This is a genomic window from Enterococcus sp. AAFC-DPL-5146 (assembly GCF_058216635.1).
This window is the reverse complement of record NZ_CM177103.1, coordinates 973,560-994,827: the sequence shown is the minus strand read 5'-3', so window position 1 is coordinate 994,827 and position 21,268 is coordinate 973,560. Positions and strand designations below refer to the sequence as shown.

Annotated in this window: 19 protein-coding genes; 7 read left to right on the top strand and 12 right to left on the bottom strand. The window is 35.2% G+C overall.

Translation table 11 applies throughout. The features are described 5' to 3' along the window. Positions 1 to 33: 33 nt before the first annotated feature. The 3 genes from AC4BB2_RS04495 to yidD form a co-directional block, all read right to left on the bottom strand. Positions 34 to 1,200, bottom strand: coding sequence for an ABC transporter substrate-binding protein (locus tag AC4BB2_RS04495; protein WP_490474243.1), 1,167 nt, complete (start codon positions 1,198 to 1,200; stop codon positions 34 to 36). A gap of 255 nt (positions 1,201 to 1,455) precedes the next feature. Next, on the bottom strand, positions 1,456 to 2,325 hold the full coding sequence (locus AC4BB2_RS04490; RefSeq protein ID WP_490474242.1) for an ROK family protein: 870 nt from the start codon (positions 2,323 to 2,325) through the stop codon (positions 1,456 to 1,458). 19 nt (positions 2,326 to 2,344) lie between these two features. Next, the gene (yidD, locus tag AC4BB2_RS04485) at positions 2,345 to 2,635 is read right to left on the bottom strand and encodes a membrane protein insertion efficiency factor YidD (RefSeq protein ID WP_490474241.1); all 291 of its coding nucleotides are present in this window, start codon (positions 2,633 to 2,635) and stop codon (positions 2,345 to 2,347) included. Between the two features lie 216 nt (positions 2,636 to 2,851). On the opposite strand from yidD, the gene AC4BB2_RS04480 reads away from it, so the two are divergent. Further along, positions 2,852 to 3,001, top strand: a complete 150-nt coding sequence (locus tag AC4BB2_RS04480) for an SPJ_0845 family protein (RefSeq protein WP_490474240.1) — start codon at positions 2,852 to 2,854, stop codon at positions 2,999 to 3,001. A 40-nt stretch (positions 3,002 to 3,041) separates the two neighbouring features. Here the strand turns inward: AC4BB2_RS04480 and yihA are convergent, their stop codons facing one another. Together yihA and clpX are read right to left on the bottom strand one after the other, a co-directional pair. Continuing rightward, positions 3,042 to 3,626, bottom strand: a complete 585-nt coding sequence (gene yihA / locus AC4BB2_RS04475; RefSeq protein ID WP_490474239.1) for a ribosome biogenesis GTP-binding protein YihA/YsxC — start codon at positions 3,624 to 3,626, stop codon at positions 3,042 to 3,044. Positions 3,627 to 3,704: 78 nt separating this feature from the next. Then, complete coding sequence (gene clpX / locus AC4BB2_RS04470; protein WP_490474238.1) at positions 3,705 to 4,955, bottom strand: ATP-dependent Clp protease ATP-binding subunit ClpX; 1,251 nt, start codon at positions 4,953 to 4,955, stop codon at positions 3,705 to 3,707. Between the two features lie 190 nt (positions 4,956 to 5,145). On the opposite strand from clpX, the gene AC4BB2_RS04465 reads away from it, so the two are divergent. Both AC4BB2_RS04465 and AC4BB2_RS04460 read left to right on the top strand, forming a co-directional pair. After that, the gene (locus tag AC4BB2_RS04465; RefSeq protein ID WP_490474237.1) at positions 5,146 to 6,174 is read left to right on the top strand and encodes a lactonase family protein; all 1,029 of its coding nucleotides are present in this window, start codon (positions 5,146 to 5,148) and stop codon (positions 6,172 to 6,174) included. A gap of 443 nt (positions 6,175 to 6,617) precedes the next feature. Beyond that, positions 6,618 to 8,831 carry a M60 family metallopeptidase gene (locus AC4BB2_RS04460; RefSeq protein WP_490474236.1) on the top strand — a complete coding sequence of 738 codons (2,214 nt, stop codon included), beginning with the start codon at positions 6,618 to 6,620 and terminating at the stop codon, positions 8,829 to 8,831. Positions 8,832 to 8,926: 95 nt separating this feature from the next. Here the strand turns inward: AC4BB2_RS04460 and AC4BB2_RS04455 are convergent, their stop codons facing one another. Next, positions 8,927 to 10,132 carry an aminoacyltransferase gene (locus AC4BB2_RS04455; RefSeq protein ID WP_490474235.1) on the bottom strand — a complete coding sequence of 402 codons (1,206 nt, stop codon included), beginning with the start codon at positions 10,130 to 10,132 and terminating at the stop codon, positions 8,927 to 8,929. A 173-nt stretch (positions 10,133 to 10,305) separates the two neighbouring features. Then, entirely contained in the window at positions 10,306 to 10,812 is a 507-nt protein-coding gene (locus tag AC4BB2_RS04450) for a QueT transporter family protein (RefSeq protein ID WP_490474234.1), read from the bottom strand. 236 nt (positions 10,813 to 11,048) lie between these two features. Between AC4BB2_RS04450 and AC4BB2_RS04445 the strand changes: the two genes are divergently transcribed. After that, a complete protein-coding gene (locus AC4BB2_RS04445) occupies positions 11,049 to 12,008 on the top strand; it encodes a diacylglycerol/lipid kinase family protein (RefSeq protein ID WP_490474233.1) in 960 nt (319 codons plus the stop codon). Between the two features lie 52 nt (positions 12,009 to 12,060). On the opposite strand, the gene AC4BB2_RS04440 is transcribed toward AC4BB2_RS04445, so the two are convergent. The 3 genes from AC4BB2_RS04440 to AC4BB2_RS04430 form a co-directional block, all read right to left on the bottom strand. Then, positions 12,061 to 13,176 carry a PLP-dependent transferase gene (locus AC4BB2_RS04440; protein ID WP_490474232.1) on the bottom strand — a complete coding sequence of 372 codons (1,116 nt, stop codon included), beginning with the start codon at positions 13,174 to 13,176 and terminating at the stop codon, positions 12,061 to 12,063. A 171-nt stretch (positions 13,177 to 13,347) separates the two neighbouring features. Next, positions 13,348 to 15,930 carry an SF1B family DNA helicase RecD2 gene (recD2, locus tag AC4BB2_RS04435; RefSeq protein ID WP_490474231.1) on the bottom strand — a complete coding sequence of 861 codons (2,583 nt, stop codon included), beginning with the start codon at positions 15,928 to 15,930 and terminating at the stop codon, positions 13,348 to 13,350. Between the two features lie 32 nt (positions 15,931 to 15,962). Continuing rightward, on the bottom strand, positions 15,963 to 16,592 hold the full coding sequence (locus tag AC4BB2_RS04430) for a histidine phosphatase family protein (RefSeq protein WP_490474230.1): 630 nt from the start codon (positions 16,590 to 16,592) through the stop codon (positions 15,963 to 15,965). Positions 16,593 to 16,790: 198 nt separating this feature from the next. Here AC4BB2_RS04430 and gloA2 point away from each other — a divergent pair, with 198 nt between their 5' ends. Further along, positions 16,791 to 17,171: an SMU1112c/YaeR family gloxylase I-like metalloprotein gene (gene gloA2, locus AC4BB2_RS04425; RefSeq protein WP_490474229.1), complete on the top strand. Its 381-nt coding sequence runs from the start codon at positions 16,791 to 16,793 to the stop codon at positions 17,169 to 17,171. A gap of 75 nt (positions 17,172 to 17,246) precedes the next feature. On the opposite strand, the gene trmL is transcribed toward gloA2, so the two are convergent. Then, positions 17,247 to 17,753 (bottom strand): tRNA (uridine(34)/cytosine(34)/5-carboxymethylaminomethyluridine(34)-2'-O)-methyltransferase TrmL, encoded by a 507-nt coding sequence (gene trmL, locus AC4BB2_RS04420; RefSeq protein WP_490474228.1) that lies wholly within the window; start codon positions 17,751 to 17,753, stop codon positions 17,247 to 17,249. A gap of 242 nt (positions 17,754 to 17,995) precedes the next feature. Further along, on the bottom strand, positions 17,996 to 18,841 hold the full coding sequence (locus tag AC4BB2_RS04415) for a methyltransferase domain-containing protein (protein ID WP_490474227.1): 846 nt from the start codon (positions 18,839 to 18,841) through the stop codon (positions 17,996 to 17,998). A gap of 139 nt (positions 18,842 to 18,980) precedes the next feature. On the opposite strand from AC4BB2_RS04415, the gene AC4BB2_RS04410 reads away from it, so the two are divergent. Further along, the gene (locus AC4BB2_RS04410) at positions 18,981 to 19,613 is read left to right on the top strand and encodes a copper homeostasis protein CutC (protein ID WP_490474226.1); all 633 of its coding nucleotides are present in this window, start codon (positions 18,981 to 18,983) and stop codon (positions 19,611 to 19,613) included. Between the two features lie 223 nt (positions 19,614 to 19,836). Beyond that, the gene (locus tag AC4BB2_RS04405; protein ID WP_490474225.1) at positions 19,837 to 21,267 is read left to right on the top strand and encodes an amino acid permease; all 1,431 of its coding nucleotides are present in this window, start codon (positions 19,837 to 19,839) and stop codon (positions 21,265 to 21,267) included. The last annotated feature ends 1 nt before the right edge of the window (position 21,268 follow it).

Below are 21,268 nucleotides of genomic sequence, written 5' to 3'. Positions count from 1 at the left end.
CTCACCCTCTTTCAATTTCATATCAATCATTTTTTAAGGATTTACAGCATCTGCAGATGTTTCTTTGCCATCTGTTAGTCCTAATACTACTGCTGATTTTTCAGGATTATGATCTTTATCCATTGTCATTTTTCCTGTTACACCAACAAAGTCTTTCAATGATGCCAAACCTTCTGTGATATCTTTTGAATCCGCTGAATCTTTGTCTTCCATCGCTTGTTTCAACATGTAAACTGAATCATAACCTAACGCATTGAATGCAGAGGGTTGTTTGTCATATTTTTTCTTGAATGCTTCTACAAATGGTTTTACTTTATCTGTAGCAGGTGCTTTTTCTGAGAAGTGTCCTGTGTAATAAACATCAGAAACATTTTTAGCGCCAGCAATTTCAACTAATTTTTCGTCACCAAATCCATCTGCACCAAGAATTGGTTTATTGATTCCCATTTCCCGAGCTTGTTTGATGATCAAACCAGCTTCTGCATAATACCCAGGAATATAAATTGCATCGTAATCAGTATCTTTGATTTTTGTTAAGATAGCTTGGAAATCTTTATCTCCTGCTGTAAATGTTTCTTCTTTAGCTATTTTCCCTTTAAATGTGTCTTTGAATGATTTGGTCAAACCAATAGCATAATCACTTGAATTATCACCAATGATTACAACATTTTTTGCTTTTAAGTTATTTTGTGCAAAATTTGCTAAGATAACTCCTTGGAAGGTATCTTGAAAGCAGGCTCTGAAAATATATTCTTGTACCTTATCATTTACAACGGTAATGCTATCATCAGTTCCAGAAGGCGTGATAGCTGGTACACCTGCTTTTGTCATATTTGGAATTGTTGCTTTAGCTGCCCCAGATGTTGCTGGACCAACGACAGCAACAACTTTATCTTTTGCTGTTAAATTAGCTGCAACTGATGTTGCTTCGCCATTTTCTGATTTATTGTCTTTTTCAATCAATTCTAATTTTTTACCAAGAACCCCACCAGTATCGTTGATCTCTTCAACCGCTAATTTGATTCCTTCTTTTTCAGCATTCCCGTATGCTGAAACATCTCCAGAAAGTTCCATATTCATTCCGATTTTGATTGTATCGCCTTCAACCTTATTCCCACCGCCACTTGCGCCTCCGCCAGCTGCTGGACCACACGCTGCTAATAAAAATAGACTAGCAAATAAAAAACTGAATTTTTTCATCTTATTTCCCCCTTGGTTTTAAAGCTGAATTAGCTTTTACCTCTAAATAATTATCTTCGCATATATAATTATTAAATAGTATGTATACAAATATAATCAAAAACGAAAGAAATGTCAACGAATTTTCAGAAAATTTCTATAATTCAAACTATTGAATAAAGAATGTTTTTTTGAAATTGATATTTCCCTTTTATTTCCACACAAAAAACGTCTCCTTGCACTAAGCAATTTGACGTTTTGTTTTCATACTTACTCTCAATTTTTCTTGACTAAAAAATTAGCCGCAGCACCAATCAAATTAGCATCATTCTTGAAATCACATGTCACAATTTCCGGTACAAAATCATTCAATTCAAATTCGGCAAGTTTTACTTTCATCCGTTGGTTGATTTCATCTAGTAAGCCTTTTTTAGCTGAAACTCCGCCGCCTAAAACGATCATTTCTGGATCCAAGGAAAATTGAATACTAAACAACCCTTGGGTTAAATACTCGTAAAAATTATTGACTTCTTCTATAGCTAATTCATCCCCAGATTCAGCAAAATCAAACACATCTTCCCCAGAAAACGTCTCTTTCTTTACACCTTTACGTTCACAATAACGCCAAGCCATTTGGACTGCTGTTCCTAATTTACTAAAGGTCTGTCCCTCACTTAGATACATCAAGCCAAATTCACCGCCATAAAGATGAGCTCCTTTGACAATTTCTCCTTTATGGAAAATTGCACCACCGATTCCAGTTCCTATAACAACGAAAGCCACTTCTTGTTTTCCCTTGGCAGCACCTTTATATATTTCCGCCATTCCTGCACAATTCGCATCGTTTTCAATTGAAACAGGAAGTTTAAATAACTCTTCTAGTTCTTTAAATATATTGAATTTATGGATATAAGGAATCGCTGAAATTCCGTTAATCATTTGTTTTTGAACATCCACTACACCTGGTGCGCTGAAGGCTACACCTTCTATTGTTTGATTGATTCCCTCATATACAGCGAATAATGACGCTTTCATTTCATCCCATGTTTTCGGTGTCGTAAATTTCCCTTTGTCGGTTATTTTTTGACCGTTCCAAATTCCATATTTTACTGCTGAACCACCAAAATCAAATGTTAAAATTACCATCCCACAACCCCACCTTCATCTATTTATTGTGCTTGTTTCTTCTATAATTATAAGGACCATGATATTCCTGATCCGGATTTCTTTTTAAACTAAACTTCAATGGTACATAATCGATTCCGCCTTTTGTAAGTGGATGGCATCTTAAAAATCTTGCAGTTCCCATTGTTATCCCTTTAACACTGCCATGAGTCTGTATCGCATCGATCATATATTGTGAACATGTCGGATGGTAACGACAACTAGCTGGAAGTCCTGGAGAAATAAATCGTTGGTAAAAACGTACCATTCCTATAAAAACATTTCCTGCCATTTTATCCCTCTTTTCTCTATCCGAAAAAACTATACCTTGTTTTAGAATCGAATGCAAGTTTACCAATAAAAGTAGAAATATTTTTTTATAAATTGTTAATAGTTGAAAAAGAAAACTATTCAAATTTCTGAAAGGATGATAAACTAAATAAAAGAGAGTGTAGTAATAGATTTATGCAACTTCCCTTAATCTAAATTGAAATGGAGATAATCTAAAATGGGCTTAAAATTTGAACGTACAAATGACTTAGATAAATTATTTGATTCCTTTGCCGTAGATCCGAAAAAAATAGAAATGCCAAAAGAAGAATTAGAAAAGCAAGCAGCTAAAGCTGAAAAGAAAGACGATAAGAAAAAAGAACAATAAAAAAATGCTTTGACGTCTCATAAGAGAGTCAGAGCATTTTTTATTGTAGATATTTTTCAATTGCTTGCCAAGCTTCTTCTTTTCCTTCTTTTGTTTGTGAAGAAAAAAGAATAAAATCGTCTGATTTATCAAAGTTCAGCGCTTTTTTGATGATGCTTTCATGTTTGTTCCATTTTCCACGAGGAATCTTATCTTTCTTCGTTGCAACCACAATCACAGGAATCTCGTAGTATTTTAAAAACTCATACATTTGAATATCTTCTTGTGTTGGTGCATGACGTAAGTCAACTAATGAAACAACTGCTTTTAATTGTTCTCTTGTCGTCATATAGGTTTCGATCATCTCGCCCCATTTTGCCCGTTCTGTCTTAGAAACTTTGGCATAACCATAACCGGGAACATCGACAAAATGCAATGCATCTTCGATTAGATAAAAATTCAAGGTTTGAGTCTTTCCGGGTTTTCCAGAAGTTCTAGCCAAATTTTTACGATTAATCAAGGTATTGATGAAAGAAGATTTACCTACATTCGAGCGTCCTGCTAAAGCAATTTCAGGAAGAGCAGTTTCTGGATATTGCTTTGGAGAAACCGCACTGATAATAATTTCTGCATTATGAACATTCATGTTTCTAACCTCCTCACATTATTTCCATAAAATCAGTAAAAAAGTAGAGACGCATCTCTACTTTTAGTATTTTTCATGTTAGCCAGCTTTTTTGTCTTTCTTGTTATAGACAATTGCAGGTTTACCTGTGCCTTCGACAGCCATCTCTGTAATAATCACTTTCTTGATTGTATCATCTGATGGCACTTCAAACATTACATCCATCATAATCTCTTCAATGATTGAACGCAATCCGCGAGCACCTGTATTACGTTCGATTGCTTTATTCGCAATCCCACGAAGTGCATCTGGTTCAAATTCCAGTTCAGTATCATCTAAAGACAATAATTTTTGATATTGTTTGACTAACGCATTTTTTGGTTCAGTCAAGATACGAACCAAATCATCTGTTGTTAGTTTTTCTAAAGCAGCAGTAACTGGTAAGCGTCCGATAAACTCAGGAATCAAACCGAATTTCAATAGATCTTCAGGGATGATTTGTTGCATAACGCTTTCGCCTTCGTTCAACTTGCTGTTCTTCGTACCAAAACCGATTGTTTTTTCACCTAAACGATTTTTAACAATGGTTTCAATACCGTCAAAAGCTCCACCAACAATAAACAAGACATTCGTTGTGTCAATTTGAATAAATTCTTGATGAGGATGTTTGCGTCCTCCTTGCGGTGGTACGCTGGCAACTGTTCCTTCCAAGATTTTAAGTAAAGCTTGCTGCACGCCTTCACCAGATACGTCTCTTGTAATCGAAACATTTTCACTCTTGCGGGCGATTTTATCGATTTCATCAATATAAATGATCCCTTTTTCAGCACGTTCTACATTAAAATCAGCAGATTGTAATAGTTTCAGTAGAATGTTTTCTACATCTTCTCCAACATATCCTGCTTCAGTTAAGCTTGTTGCATCAGCAATTGCAAATGGTACATTCAACGTTCTAGCTAATGTTTGCGCTAAAAATGTTTTCCCAGAACCCGTTGGTCCAATTAAACAAATATTGCTCTTTTGTAATTCCACTTCATCAGAGCTTGAATTTTCTGATTGATTTACACGTTTATAGTGATTATAGACAGCAACCGCCAATGAGCGTTTTGCTTGATCTTGTCCAATTACATATTCGTTTAAGACATCCAAAATTTCTTGGGGTTTTGGGACATCCGTTAATTCACGTACGGCTTCGTCGTAAAATTCTTCATCAATAATCTCTTTACATAAGTCGATACATTCATTACAAATATAGACGCCTGGTCCAGCAACGATTTTCTTTACTTCTTCTTGTGTTTTACCACAAAATGAACAGCGAACTGCATCATTGCTATTTGTGTTATCGTACATGCATGTCACCCCTCTAAAATTAAAAATGACTGTCCTTACAGTCTTAAAATATAATAGCATAAAACAAGTGAAAATGCGAACATCGGATTTGTAAAGATTTTATAAATCTAAGAATTCTTATGTTATACTAAAAGAGAAAAAATGATTTGCTGATTCTTATGAACACAGCAGTAAAAATGGAGGGAATTTCATGCTGGAACAAATTTTATTAGGAACATATACTCGTAGAGTTAGTAAAGGAATCTACCAAATTACATTAGATACTGAACAAGAGATGCTTCTAGAAGCTAGTTTATTAGTAGAGGAAACAAGCCCAACATACTTAGCATTAAATAAAAAAGGTGATCTGTTTAATGTCACATCGGTTGATGGTGAAGGCGGCATGGCAGCGTATAAAAACAATAATGAACACTTTGATTTGATCAATAAAGTAACAGAAGCCGGCGCTCCTCCCTGTTATGTAGCGATTGATGAAGAAAAACAGCTAGTTTTCGGAGCTAACTATCACCAAGGAATCGTACATGTTTATCGTATTTTAACGGACGGTCGTTTAGAACATACAGATAAAGTCATTCATGATGAAGCGACTGGTCCTCATGAAAATCAAGACAATGCACATGTTCATTATACAGACTTAACACCAGATCGTCGTTTAGCAGTTTGTGATCTTGGAACAGATCGTGTTTATACGTATGATGTTAGTGAAGAAGGGAAACTATCAGAAGTTGCTCAATATATTGCTGAACCAGGCACTGGGCCTCGTCATTTAGTCTTCCATCCAAATAATCAATACGCGTATCTTTTTGGTGAGCTAGACAGTACTGTTACTGTTTTATCTTATAATGCTTTAGATGGTTCATTTGAACAAGTCCAAAAAGTATCAACTTTACCAGATGGTTTCAACGAATTTAATGGTGGTGCGGCTATTCGTATTTCTGCCGATGGACGATTTGTTTATGCCTCAAATCGTGGTCATGATTCAATTGCTGTTTTTGCAACAGCTGAAAACGGCAGCAAAGTGGAATGTGTACAATTGATTGCAACTGAAGGCGAAATTCCTAGAGATTTTGATTTAGACCCTTCTGGCAAATTTGTTGTTGTAGCAAATCAAAATACAGATAATTTGACCCTTTATCGTCGTGATGAAACAACAGGTCTTTTGGAAATGGTTCAAAAAGACATTTATGCACCTGAATGTGTGTGCGTGTATTTTAAATAATTACACTCATTTTTATAGCATTAAATAAATAGACTGCTCATACTTATCAGCATTTGTTGAAAGTATGAGCAGTCTATTTATTTGATATTGAAACTTCTATTTTACATACGAAAAACGGTTCATTTCAAGACATTTTAATTAGAAACCTCATATAAACCTGTTCTTTATTTCTTTCGCTTCGATAAGGTTAATTTAAACCAACCAAAAAAAACATTTATTAGACTATTTTTGATTAAACAACTATAAATATTGTTAGCTTTAACGCAAAAACTAAAAAAACATCAAAAAATTTTTCATCCAACTCTTTATCTTACTTCATCTCTTTCTATTAAACTAATCTCAGCCACTGTTCAAAAAATACAATCTTCTGACTATTTCTGGTCAAAAATGAAAAGAATCTAATTTATACTAAAGTTAGATCAAAAGAAAGAAGGTTAGTTAAGATGAAAAAGAATAAGTTTTACATTTCTATGGGGACGTCACTGCTAGCACTTGCAGCAGCTGGTATTTTGCAAACAACGGATGTTTATGCCAATCCAACTTCAAATGAAGCAAATATAAAAATGGCACAAAAAATTCAGGAGCAACATGCAGGTGTTCAATCTGAACTTATGCAATCAGAAGACACGGCGGTTTATCGCAAATATCAACTAGATAACTCATTTGGCGCCAGCAACAATCAATCATCAGGCGTTTACAAAAAAAGCACAGACACTATCACAATCTATGTTGATGAAAATACAGATCAATCAGCAATGCCAACCTACACTATTTCACCAATTACGTTGAATCAATACCGTGAAGGTAACCCACAAAAATTCCCTTTAAAAAAAGGTAAAAACATAATCAACAATACACGTGAAGGTATCATCCATTTACAAAATATTTCAAATACAACACCACAACAAAAATTGACAGTATCAGTTGATGGTGGTGTAAAATTACCTCGTTTCATTCTAGGAAAAACAACTGAAACGGACTGGCAAAATCAAGTTCGTCAAAATCCGAATGCACCAGGTTATGAATTAATGGGTACTCATACTTTGATCACAGGTTCTAAAACAACATTGAAACACGTAAACAATCCTAAAAAAATTGTAGAAACCTATGATAAAGTAATAAAAATGCATGATGAATCATCTGGTTTAGACAACAGTTCGTCTTTAAATAGAAGAAGCCGTGGTTTACTTCAACACATGCGTGAAACCCAAGAACCTGCTTATTATATGTACGCTTGGTTCAGTCATACTGCTTATTCTAAAAAAGAGGGAATGGCTGAGATGTTAGCCACCACTCCAAATAATCTTTGGGGACCAATGCATGAGCTTGGGCACACGTATCAGATGGATCGAATGACTTGGGAAAACCAAACAGAGGTAACTGTAAATATTTATAGTATGAGAAGTGAAAAACAATTGGGCAATAGAAGTCGTTTAGAACGTGACGGTGTTTATAATAAAATATTTGCTTACTTCAAACAGCCAAATAAAAACTATGATAATAACAATGATCTTTTCGTAAAACTAGGAATGTTCTGGCAATTAGAATTAGCTTTTGGCGATAATTTTTATCCTCAATTACACAAACTATACAGAGAAGAAGCGAAAAGTTTAACAAATGATTTGGCAAAACAACAATATTTCATCACTGCTACATCAAAAATTGCCAACAAAAATTTACTACCCTATTATGAAATGTGGGGACTGCCGATTACAGCTGAAACTAGGCAAGCCGTCCAAAAATATCCAAAACTAACACATAAAATTTGGGAATATCGTGATGAGCTGAAGAATCCAATAAGTCCAATTGATCCGGTTCAGCCAACAAAACCATCTACACCAACAGCTCTTTCTGCTGTTGACATTAAACATAATTCAGTAAAAATCAGATGGAGTGCTAATCAAGGGAATCAATCAATAAAAGAATATATCATTTTCAAAGATGGTAAGGAAATTGGCCGAACTGGAACAACAGAATTTACGGATAAAGCCGTAACAGCTAATACTACCTATACCTATGCAATTGCAGCAGTAAACACAGCTGGTCTAACTTCTGATAAAAGTGCAACTATACAAGTAAAAACACCGACTGCACCAATCGTTGAAACACCCGCTCCAACCAAACCAACAAATCTTGTTTCTAACAGCATTACACAAGATTCAATTTCATTTAGCTGGACTCCTTCAAGCAGTTCAATTGGCATTGCTGGATATACGATTTATCGCAATGGTGTAAAAGTTGCAACAACTAGAACTAATGCATTTAAAGATACTGGTCTACAAGCAAATTCAGCTTATACTTACCAAATCACAGCTTATGACAGTAATAATAAAGAATCAGTTAAAAGCGATAGCATCACACTTAAAACTAAAGAAGCTGAAAATCAACTTTCTACATGGGAAACTGGCAAAGTTTATACTGCTGGAAATAAAGTTTTCTATAACGGTTTAGAGTATGAAGCGAAATGGTGGACACAAGGTAATCGTCCCGATCAATCTGATGTTTGGAAACTTCTTTCAGACAAAGTAATGGAATGGGATTCTAAAAAAGCATACAGCGGTGGAGATACCGTACTATTCCAAGGAAAAACATTTAAAGCCAAATGGTGGACACAAGGCAATCAGCCTGGCTCTTCACCTGTTTGGGAACTAGTTTAATCAAATCAAAAAAGCTCTGCAGCACAGATTAATCTGCGCTACAGAGCTCTTTTGATTTGAGCATTTTATAAAAAACTTCTACTCTCTAATACTATTTATTTTTTCTGTTTTTTTAATTTATACGCATATTCACTTGCTTTGAAAAGCAGTCCATTGACTGGCAGGTCAAATTCACCAATAAATTCGTTTACTGTTGGATTAAAGTTAGACTTAAACTTAATCAACCCATCACTTAAACTGCCTTCCAGTCCACCCATATTACATGAGTTACAACCCCTTTCAAAACATTCGTTGATTGCATCAAACCAAGTCAGATAAGCTGGCATATATCGTTTATAACGATCATCCATCCCTGCATAAAGAATCTCACTAGTCGAACCAAAAGTAATAGCTAAAGCACCTGCAACTACAGCAATATCACCAGAATGGGCAATATTTTCTTCAAGTTCAGTCATTTCCCGTGTTAAAGAAAAATCTAGTTCTTCAAGTGTATGACGTTTTTTGACTTGATTCTCTTTTAGATTTGCTAAATCTTCTTTATTTTTATCAAAACGCTGTTTCGTTTCTTCAAAGCGTTCTTTTAGATTCACTTCCGCCAGCATGATAAAAGAATTTTCAGGATAAATGGTTAATAGTTTTTTGAAATAATCACTATTTCTAAGTGAAATATTTTGTCGTTCAGTTGTCAGTTCGATGACTTTAGCAAAATCTTCTACTAACTCAGCATGCCCCATTTTTACGGTAACACCTTTTTTCTGTGCTTGCTTCATCATTTTCTTAGTGCTTTTTGATAGCTGTTCTTCACTGAAATCTTCTTTATAGATATTGGCTTGAAAACGAGGTTGGATTGTTGCATCCATTTCCATCGTCAATCCTTGATGTTTAGCTCCGCTTGCAATAATAGTATCAATAATCAACTGTGCATTTCTATCAATCACTTGCTCTTCACCAATATGAAAATCTTTATAATGTACAGTTGGGTCCATCTTTACAAATAATGCACGTTTTTTCTTACCGAATTGTTTCAACTCTTTAAAGAAGAACGATACTAGTTCTTTATTGGTGTAATCCATAATTGGTCCTCTTGGTGTATAAAGCATTGAAAATTTCATTGGTAATGGACGGATCAAGACTAGGCTCGATGCAATCAACACCCCATCATCATAAACACCGACAATCTCTGATCCCCAATTGTCTTTAACTTTAGCCCACGCAGATGATTGCAGTAAATTGCATAAGGGATGGTTTTCCACAAATTTATCGTGCTCTTTGGCATCAATGCCAATTTTAAATTCAAACATTAGAAAAAAACTCCTCTACATTTTAGCTTCTGTATTACCATATCATAATTTATTCGACAGGAACAGTAAAGTTTTTCATTAAATTGGTTAGAAAATTTTAAGAGGCTAAATCAAAACTTTTTGTCTTGAAACAGCCTCTTAAAATTATATACTTTACTAAACTTTTTTATTAATCAAAGTCGTTTTTCAAAATGAACAGATTTATTGATCCAAAACATTATTGGTGCAGCTACTGCCATTGTTGCAAATTCACTAAGTGCTAACGTAGCGTAGTTTCCCCAAAAAGCTGCTCCACCGGCTGGTGCTAACATATAAGCAATAATGCACATTGTTGCCGTGAAAAACAGCGTATTCAGCGCTAAACGAGCAATAACATTTGGTACTCTTTTTTGTAACAACGCTGTCAATCCTAATGAAATAAATGATTGTAGTCCGCCATATATTGCATCCATGGCACCAAAACCAAAGAAAAAATTATAAACCACTACTCCGCCTAAAACACCCCACATCAACTTCCGGTTGAAAACAACCAAATGGTTCAAGCTTTCAGAAATCCTAAATTGGACTGGTCCTGACGATACGGGTGCCACTAAAATCGTTAAGGCTAGATACAGTGCCATCACAATTCCATTCATAGTAATTGCTTTTACTTTACTGTTTTTTGTAACAGTATTTTGCATAGTTTCCCCTTCTTTCTCCGAGTTTTTTTACAAGGGATGGTTGATGAACCTTGTTGAAAAGAAATCTCTCCTCAAAAAATGATACGTAGGCATTATATCTTAAAATCTGCACTTTAACAATCACAAGCTATGGTAAATGTATTCTTCAATTAATTTTTTCTTATCTTTTCAAGCATCTAATATTCTTAATTTTTCTTAGGTCTGTTATAATGAAGCTTTGTACAGGGAGGAAAAAAATGAAAAAACATTTTTATCTTGTTATTAATGAGAATGCAGGCGGTGGCACTGGCCGCAAAGTAGCTGTAAAAATTATCCGACAACTACAGACAGCAAACATTGATTATACGACATTTTATACAGATCATGCGGGACATGAAATTGAAATTGTTGAAAATTTAGCGCAAAACACATTACTTCCTTGGAACAACAAGGTAGAAATGGAGTCTTTCCCACTTTTAGTTGTTCTTGGAGGAGATGGTACTTTGCATAGTGTCCTTAATGCATTAAAACCATTTGATTCTAAAATTCCAATTGGGTATATCCCTTGTGGTTCAGGCAACGATTTTGCCCGTGGTGTCGGAATTCCAAGGCAAGCTGAAAAAGCTTTTTTTCAGTTACTTAAAGCTGAAAAGCCTAAAGAAATCCAAGTAATTACTTATGATGAATCCATTCAAGATGAACTCGGACTTGCGGTTAATAATATCGGTATTGGTTTGGACGCATCCATCGTTAACGCAGCAAATGCATCTACATCAAAACATGCACTAAACAAGTTTAACATGGGCTCTTTATCATACATTTTTTCTATTTTAAAGGTATTATTCACTCAAAAGGGCTTCCCGATTCTTGTAGAAATGAATGGCAAGAAACTTGAATTTGATCGAGCATTTTTATGTACCGTAACAAATCATCCTTATTTTGGTGGCGGCGTCCCGATTGTTCCTGTTGCCGACCCACGCAAACCAGTCCTTGATTTTGTTTTGGTCGAACGAATCAACCTTTTTAAAATTTTTTGGCTGATTATCTTGTTGACTCAAAAAAAACAGATGAATTCAAAACACTTTCATCATTTTCAATCTAGCAAATTCCGAATTGTTTCTACCCTTCCGCAATATGTTCATGCTGACGGTGAAATTTTAGGAAAAAGAAGTACAGATATTTCTTTTGGGACTGAGACGAGGGTATTTTGGTTTTAAAAATATTAAAAAAAAAGGTGAGCCAATTCTAAGCATTTGGCTCACCTTTTTTTTAATTTAGTTTCTCAAAAGCTTGTGTCAAATCTGCAATCAAATCCTCACTGGCTTCGATGCCAGTTGATATCCTCAACAAATCTGGCGTTAAGCCGTAAGACTCCCTCAATTCTTCTGGAATATCCGCATGTGTTTGTGTTGTCGGATACGTAATTAAACTCTCTACTCCACCTAGACTTTCTGCAAAAGTAAAAATGGATAAATTTCTTAGAAATTCTTTGATTGATTCTTGCTTCTGAATCTTAAAACTTAGCATGCCACCACGACCTGGATACATTACTTCTTTAACTTGCGAACTTTTTTTCAGATACTCTGCAACTGCTCGAGCATTTTTTTCATGTCTGTCCATTCGTAAGGATAACGTCTTCAATCCTCTGATTAATAACCAACTGTCAAAGGGAGATAAAACAGCTCCTGTCGTGTTTAAGATGTATGCTAAGTTATCACCGATCTCTTTTGAACGTGCAATCACAGCTCCCGCTAGTAAATCGTTATGTCCACCTAAATACTTAGTAGCACTGTGTAACACAATATCAGCACCTAAATCTAACGGACGTTGAATCAAGGGAGTATAAAAAGTATTATCAACAATCAGTTGTGCTTGATGTTTTTTTGCGAAAACTGCGACCTTTTCTATTGAAACTTCACTCATTAAAGGATTAGTAGGTGTTTCAATAAATACAGCTGCCGTTTTATCTGTTATTTCTCTTTCAAAACCAGTTTCGTCATCTACATAAACAAACTGATACATTCCCTGTTTTTCTAGTTCTTTAAAATAACGATAACTACCGCCATATAAATCTCTGGAAGCAACAATTTGACTTCCCACAGGAAATTGACTAAATACTATTTGTATTGCACTCATTCCTGAACTAGTCGCTAAACCAACTGCCCCATTTTCTAAAACAGCTAATGCTGATTCTACAACTTCTCTTGTTGGATTTTTGGTTCTGGTGTAATCATAGCCCGTCGACTCCCCTAATGTTGGATGCTCATACGTCGTTGAAAAATATATTGGCGTATTAATTGATCCAGTTACTGGGTTTTGATGATTACCTATCTGTGCCAAAAATGTGTCTGTTTGAACCTTTCCCGATTGCGTTTTCTTTTCCATTCACTTCCCTCATTTCTACCAAAATAATCTACCTTCATTTTTATTTAAACACGCTTATGTGTTGCTTATCATTATATACATTGATCGGATTTTAAGGCAAGAAATAGTTCTAAAAAGTAAGAATAAAAAAACTGGACCAGTATTTTTCACTGGTTCCAGTTTAGTAAACATTTATTTCATAAAATCATACGGTGTTGTCTGATTCATTCCAATCATGGGATCAATCGTTTGTCCTTGTACTAAATCAAGGGTTAATAACCTGTCGATTTCAACATCAATTTGTTCATTGATTTCTTGATCAGGTTCACTAAATAGAGAAATTTCTTCTGTTTTAGGTTTTATCGTCACTGACTCAACCGTTTCTTTTACCACAGAAGTTTTTTCCTCTTTAACTGCTTCATAAACAACAGGCTTATGATCTTCTGTGTCAGAGAATGGCGATTCCTTGTTTAAGCCGTCTTCATAGGCTTCTAACTGCATCCTTGTCGTCAAAGACATATCATCAGCACTAGTAATCCGCTCTTTTAGCATCGTTAAACGACTGGCAGATTCATGAGCTACACAGGTATTAAAAGCTTGAACTTCTCCAAGTAAAATGAGTATGTCCTTACTTCTGGTAACTGCCGTATAAAGTAAATTACGCTGCAGCATACGATGATATTGATGAACCATTGGTAAAATGACCATCTTAAACTCACTACCTTGCGCTTTATGAATCGAGCAACAGTAAGAAAGCGTGATTTTATTCCATTCATTTCGTTTATAGCTAACTTCATTATTATCAAACTGAATCACTAATTCATCGACTTTATCTTCCGATTCTTTGGCTAAAATAATTCCAACAATTTCACCCATATCTCCATTAAACACATTAAGTTCTGGAGTATTGACCAAGTGAAGAACCTTATCACCAATACGATAAACAGATTCGTTCCATTTTACTTCTTTTTTTGACCCATCATTTGGATTAAAAATTTCCTGCATCATTTTGTTTAAAGCATCGATTCCCGCAGCACCTCGATACATAGGTGCTAATAGCTGAATATCTTGTGGCGAAAAGCCTTTAGCTTTCGCTTTCGTCACGATTTGGCGGACATAAGTTTCGATATGATAAACATCACTTGGGAAAAATGACCGATCCTTTTGATTAACAGTAAAATCTTGTGGCAATTTTCCCTGCTTGATTTCATGAGCTAGAGGAATAATGCTAGAACCGTCACCTTGTCGATAGATTTCCGTCAGTTCTTTTTTCGGAATTTCGTTGATTTGTAATAAATCATGTAAAACTTGCCCAGGTCCAACTGAAGGCAATTGATCTTTATCCCCTACAAAAATCACTTGCATATTAGTAGGAATCGCCTTGAATAATGTATTTGCCAACCACGTGTCCACCATCGACATTTCATCAACGATTAACAAACCACCTTCAAGCTCTTTAGCTGTCATACTAGGATTTTTCTCCCGTCCGGTCAAGCCCAATAAACGATGGATCGTACTTGCAGGAAGCCCAGTTGTTTCATTCATGCGCTTAGCTGCTCGTCCGGTAGGTGCTGCTAATAAGATAGGAAACATTTCCTGCGTATAGTCTTTTACGTCTAAAGAAAGTCCATTTAACTCCGCAAATAATGAAACGATTCCATTTATTACAGTGGTTTTCCCAGTGCCCGGTCCACCAGTTAAAATAAACAACGGCGCTTTGATTGCCTCTTCAATCGCAGCTTGTTGGGAATCCCCATACAGAATACCTAATCTTTTTTCAATACCACGTATATTTTTTTCAATGTCTTTTTTGTCGTACTTAATTTCTTTTTTTCGAGAAAGCAAACGCTGAATCGACGTACCAATTCCCCATTCAGAAAAATACAAACTATTTTCAAAAAGTTTCGTGCCTTCTTGCTGAATTTTACCTTCCTCTACCAAGTGAATGATCTGTTCAGCTACTTGATCTAGAGAGATTTCAACAGGACGACTAGCTTCAAGGGTGTTTATTGTTTCTCTTAACAACATCTCTGCTTCTACATAAGTGTTTCCTGAACGAACGGAGTGTTGGAAAATCTCATGAGTAATCGCCGCTCTTACCCGCTTGTCAGAATCCGCCCCAATCCCTAGTTGCTCCGCAATATTATCGGCACGTTTAAAACCAATCCCTTCAATATCTTCAACCAATTGATAGGGATTTTCATGAATGATATCTAATGTTTCTTCTTTGTACGTTTGGTAAATAGCAAATGAAAGTTGACTACCAAATCCATAACGGTTCAAACCAACGATCACTTGTTCCATTCCATGATTTAAACGAATCGTTTCAATAATAGTTTGACGTTTTTTCTCATTTAATTGAGGAACTTCTTCTAAAACATCAGGTTTAGCAATGATTCGGTCGATAGCATCTTCTCCTAAAATTTCGACAATCTTTTCAGCCGTGCGTTTCCCAATACCGGGAAATTTTTCACTGGACAGATAATTTACGACGCCATTAGCTGATGTTGGACGTTCTTGTTGATAACTATCTACTTGAAATTGTTTGCCGTAACGAGGATGATCAACAAAATGACCAAAAAAGCGATAACTTTCTTCTTCCTGAATTTGACCGAAACTACCCGTTGTCACGATTTCTTTTTCTAAGTAGTCCGTATTTGTATCTGTGATTTTCACCAACAATACTTTATAAAAATTGCTAGGATTTTGAAAAAAGATTGCCTGAACTTGCCCAACTACATATTCTTTTTCCTCTTCTCCAAACAATGTATCCATCAATTTCACCTCGCTTCTATCTTAAAATGTGTTTATAGTAGAAATGAATCATCATTCCAAAGTTTTAATTTATACTCGCGCTCTTGATTAGGCTCAGTCATTTCCAAAATAGATAAACTGTTATTTTTAAGTCCACCCATACTACGTAGTTCAGCTAACTCTTTGCCTGACATTGCTTGGATAGCTGCTGTTAATGAAGCACCATGTCCAACAAAAAGATACGGTCCCTCCCCAGTCTCAATCGCTTTTTCCACAACTGACGAGATTCGCGAAATTGCTTGTTGAATCGGTTCCCCTTGAAATACTTCTGGATTATACTGATCTAATCGATAACGCATGTGGTCTAATTCTGTATTGTAGATTTTTCTCATTTCAGCAATGGATTGCCCTTCTAACTTGCCTAGCCCCAACTCTTTCAGCTGATCTGTATAGATAATTTCTGTTGGTTGCTTTAACTCTTGATTAATACCTTCTGCCGTTTTTTTTGCACGAGGAGAAGTGCTTGAGAAAATTTTTTCAAATGGAACCTCTTTGAGAGTTTTCCCAAGTAATTTTATTTCTTCATAACTTGTTGGAAGCAGTGGTGAATCGCCGCTCATTCCCTGGAATCGCATTTCTTGATTCCATTCTGTTTTCCCATGACGCGTAAAATATAATTTCATGCTTTTGCTCCCTTGATTCTAATCTATTGATTTTATACGTAGTTATTTTCTATTATTTATCTTAACTAGTGTATCATTTTCACTATGAAAATTCCATTTAACTACGAACCTTCAAAAGAAAAAACAGTCTGAATGTATTTCAAAATAAAATAGGTTATAATAAAAAAGAATGACACGCCACTAAGGGAGGAAGTAATTTTGTTCTTTGAACACATCCATCATATTGCTATCAACTGCTCAGATTATCAAAAAACCAAAGAATTTTATGTAGAAAAACTTGGTTTTGACATTATCCGAGAAAATCATCGAGACGATAAAAATGACGTTAAACTAGATTTAAAGTTAGGTGTTCATGAATTAGAGATTTTTATTTCTCCAGAACTCCCAAAACGCCCTTCATACCCAGAAGCACTGGGGTTAAGACATTTAGCTTTTAAAGTTGATGCCATTGAAGAAGTGATTGCTTTTCTAAATTCTAAGGGCATTGAATGTGAACCTGTAAGAACAGACACATTCACAGGTGAGAAAATGACTTTTTTCTTTGATCCCGATGGTTTGCCTTTGGAACTTCATGAGTGATTCATTTTTACAACTACTATTAATAGACAAAAAAGCTGTTACCTTCAAAAATGAAGGAACAGCTTTTTATCAGTTTCAATCTAATTTGTCATGTTCATAATGATGCTTTAATTCTAATGATGGAAAGTCTTGTTGACGTAACGCTTCGTAAACCACTAATGCGACTGTATTCGACAAATTCAACGATCGAACATGCTCATCATTCATTGGAATACGTAAGCATTTTTCTTCATTTTCCCGCATAAATTCTTCTGGTAAACCAGTAGTTTCTTTACCAAACATAAAATAATGGTCTTGATTATCTGTATAATTCACTTCACTGTACGTTTGATTAGCGAATTTCGTAATCAAATGCAGAGGTTGATCGCCCAAGTAAGTTAAAAAGGCAGCCAAATCTTTGTGATACATGATATTTACATCATTCCAATAATCTAAACCAGCTCGTTTCAAGTGTTTGTCATCCGTTTGGAATCCTAACGGCTCGATGAGATGTAAGGGCGAATTTGTTGCTGCGCACGTCCGGGCAATGTTGCCTGTATTTGCTGGAATTTGAGGTTCAAATAATACAATATGATTTGTCATGATTACAGTTTCCTTTCATTTAAGTGACACAAAATTTATTTTTTATTCACTAAATTTAGCATAAAAAAAACGTATCGCCTCGGTGTCAATCACTGCGAGTCGCTACGTTAGTGAAGCTCTTTTCACTAACTTTTATCAGAACAGGAACCTGATAAAAACCAATGAAAAAACAACTTGTATGTAATATAACACCATTGTCGGAGCTTTGCAATACTTTTTAGTAAATTAACCGAATGTAAGCGTTATCTAAACTTTCCTTTTAACAAGCGAATGTCAATTGTGATTTCTGTTAATGGATTTTTTTGTATTTCTTCTTTTACTTGCTCATCCACTCCCCATTCCAATGGAGACATCTCTAATAAATCTAAACGATTGTCTTTGGGAATAGCAAATGTAAATGTCACTCGTTCATTGACTAAAACATCCATTTCGTTAGAAAATTTCGCCAAAACTTTGTCATTGGAATAATTTTGTTTACGTTCATCTTCTGGATAAAAAGCTGCTCTCAACTCTTTTAAATACTCTGTTTCTGGAATCACTTTAATCACAGTGCCGTCTTTTTTTAACACACGCTGAAATTCCTGATAATGAGATGGAGAAAAAATATTCAAAATAGTATCCATTGATTGATCTGCAAACGGCAAATTGGTCAAATCTGCCACACACCAAAAAGCATCAATCGGCTGACTACTGGCTAAATAAATACCATCTTTTGAAATGTCAAAACCAAATTTTGATCCTTCTAAACCTAACCCAGAAAGTTCTGATAAAAAACTTCCCTCACCACATCCTACATCCAGTGTACAACCAGCTAAATCTATCGTATTAATCAACTTTTCTAATAAAGGCTGATACATACCACTTTTGATCATCTTACCCCTGTGGACTAACATTTTTTTATTATAGTCAGTCTGGATGCTATGAGAAAGAAAATAAATCGTTCCTTTTTTAGATAAATCAAATTGATGATTCTCTTCGCAAATCAAACTGTATCCTTTCAATTCAAGGCCTTTTTTACAGACTGGACAAAAAAATTGTTCTTGATGTGTTTCTAAAAAATTACGCGCTGAATCAATTTTTTTCAACATACGATTACTTCCTATTCAATATAAATTCTGAAACAAACTGCTAAACTAGTCGCTATTTATCTTACAACGATAAGAGGACTTTGGCAACAAGCAGAATTATGGTACAATTCCTTTGAAGAAAAGACAAGGAGTGGAACGAATGATTAAAGAATTTTGTGCCGAAAATTTCACGAATATACCCGCTGCCATTAGAAATGGTGCTGGACGAATCGAATTGTGTGACAACCTAGCTGTAGGTGGCACAACACCAAGTACAGGTGTGATAGAAGAAGTTATATCATATGCTGGAGAAAAATCAATTCCAGTAATGACGATCATCAGACCTCGAGGCGGAGATTTTGTTTATAATGATATTGAACTTAAAATCATGCATACAGATTTAATCGAAGCCAAAAAAATAGGCACTGACGGCGTTGTTTTAGGCTGTTTATCAAAAGATAACTGGTTAGATGAAGAAGCATTAGAGTTAATGATTGAAACTGCAGAAGGCTTACAAATCACTTTCCATATGGCTTTTGATTCGTTAAGCAAAGAAAATCAATTTAAGGCGATTGACTGGCTAGTAGAACATGACGTGCATCGTATATTAACTCACGGAGGTCCTACTGGAACACCTATTGAAGAAAATTTTGACCACTTAAAAGAATTGATCAATTATGCAAATGATCGAATCATAATTTTACCTGGTGGAGGCATTTCTGATAAAAATGTTGAAGCTGTAGTGAACGCATTACAAGTCAGTGAAGTCCATGGAACCAAAATCGTCGGATAATAATAGTAAATTAGAAGAAACGGTCAGACTGAGTTATTTCAGATAAGATCGTTTCTTTTATTACTTATAATTTAACTGGATTATTATCACTCTTTGTTTCATTACCAAAAATAAATTTCTTTGCTTTTTAAGTTTTTATTTTTTACAATAGACCTAATCTTTTAATTCAATTAAGAATTTAACCACGATTCACTAAACTAGTACGAAAAGAGGTTACTCATTCATGAAAAAAAAGAACGCAACGCTCTCCATGATTGGTTTTGTTTCGATAACAATAACAATGGTTATGGACGTATACGAATATCCTATTTTCGCTACCTCTGGTTTACAACTTGTATTTTTTTTAATTGTTGGAGGTTTGTTATGGTTCATACCAACTGCTCTTTGTTCTGCTGAAATGGCGACAGTTGCTGGTTGGGAAGAAGGCGGTATTTTCGCTTGGGTCAAAAATACTTTAGGGGAAAGATTTGGTTTTGCAGCTATTTTCTTCCAATGGTTTCAAGTCACGGTTGGTTTTATAACCATGCTCTATTTTATTTTAAGTGCTTTTGCTTATGTTCTGCACTTACCTGAGCTGAATTCAAATCCTTTACTTAAATTTATTGGTATCATGGTTATTTATTGGGGATTGACCTTCTCACAATTAGGTGGAACAAAAAATACTGAACTTTTTGGGAAAATCGGTTTTTTCGTTGGCATTCTTGCACCAGCCATTATTCTTTGCGCTTTATTTATCTTTTATCTTTTATCCGATAATCCATTACAGTTTAATGTTTCTACAGCATCTTTTATTCCAGATTTTACAAAACCAAATACACTTGTCGTGTTCATCTCTTTTATACTCTCTTATATGGGAATCGAAGCTTCCGCAACGTATGTCAATGAGTTGGAAAATCCTAAAAAAGAATACCCTCTGGCTATGTTTATCATAGTAATAACAGCGATTCTTTTAAATACGATTGGCGGACTTTCAATTGCAGCTGTAATTCCTGAAGCTCAGCTTTCATTAAGTGGAGGAATTTTACAAGCATTAGAAACTTTATTTAGGAGATTTGGTTCGAATTTTACTTTGTTCGTTGACATTGTTGGTTTAATGATTGCTTTAGGAGTAATCGGTGAGGTGACTGGATGGATTGTTGGACCCACGAAAGGAATGTATGCTGCAGTACAACAAGGCATGCTTCCTCCTATCTTCAAGAAAGTCAATAAACACCAAGTCCCAACGTACCTTGTTTTACTACAAGGAATAATCGTAACCATCTGGGCTGCTGTTTTAACATTTGGCGGAGGAGGAAATAACTTATCTTTCTTGATTGCTATTTCATTAACAGTCATCATTTATCTAATGGCCTATTTATTATTTTATGCAGGTTATTTTGTTTTGATTTTTAAACATAAAGATTTACCTAGAGGCTATTATGTACCTGGGGGAAAAATCGGAAAATTCGTGATTGCTTGTACTGGATTTGCTACCTCAATTTTTTCTTTAATTATATCCTTTGTACCGCCAACTTCCGTTAGTAAAAATGAAACTAGCATATACCTGACTATCTTATCAGTAAGTTTAGCCATATCTGTCGCTATGCCTTTTATTATTTATCAATTAACCGCTCAATATAGACCCTTATCGGCTGCAACTCCACCCCAAAAATAAA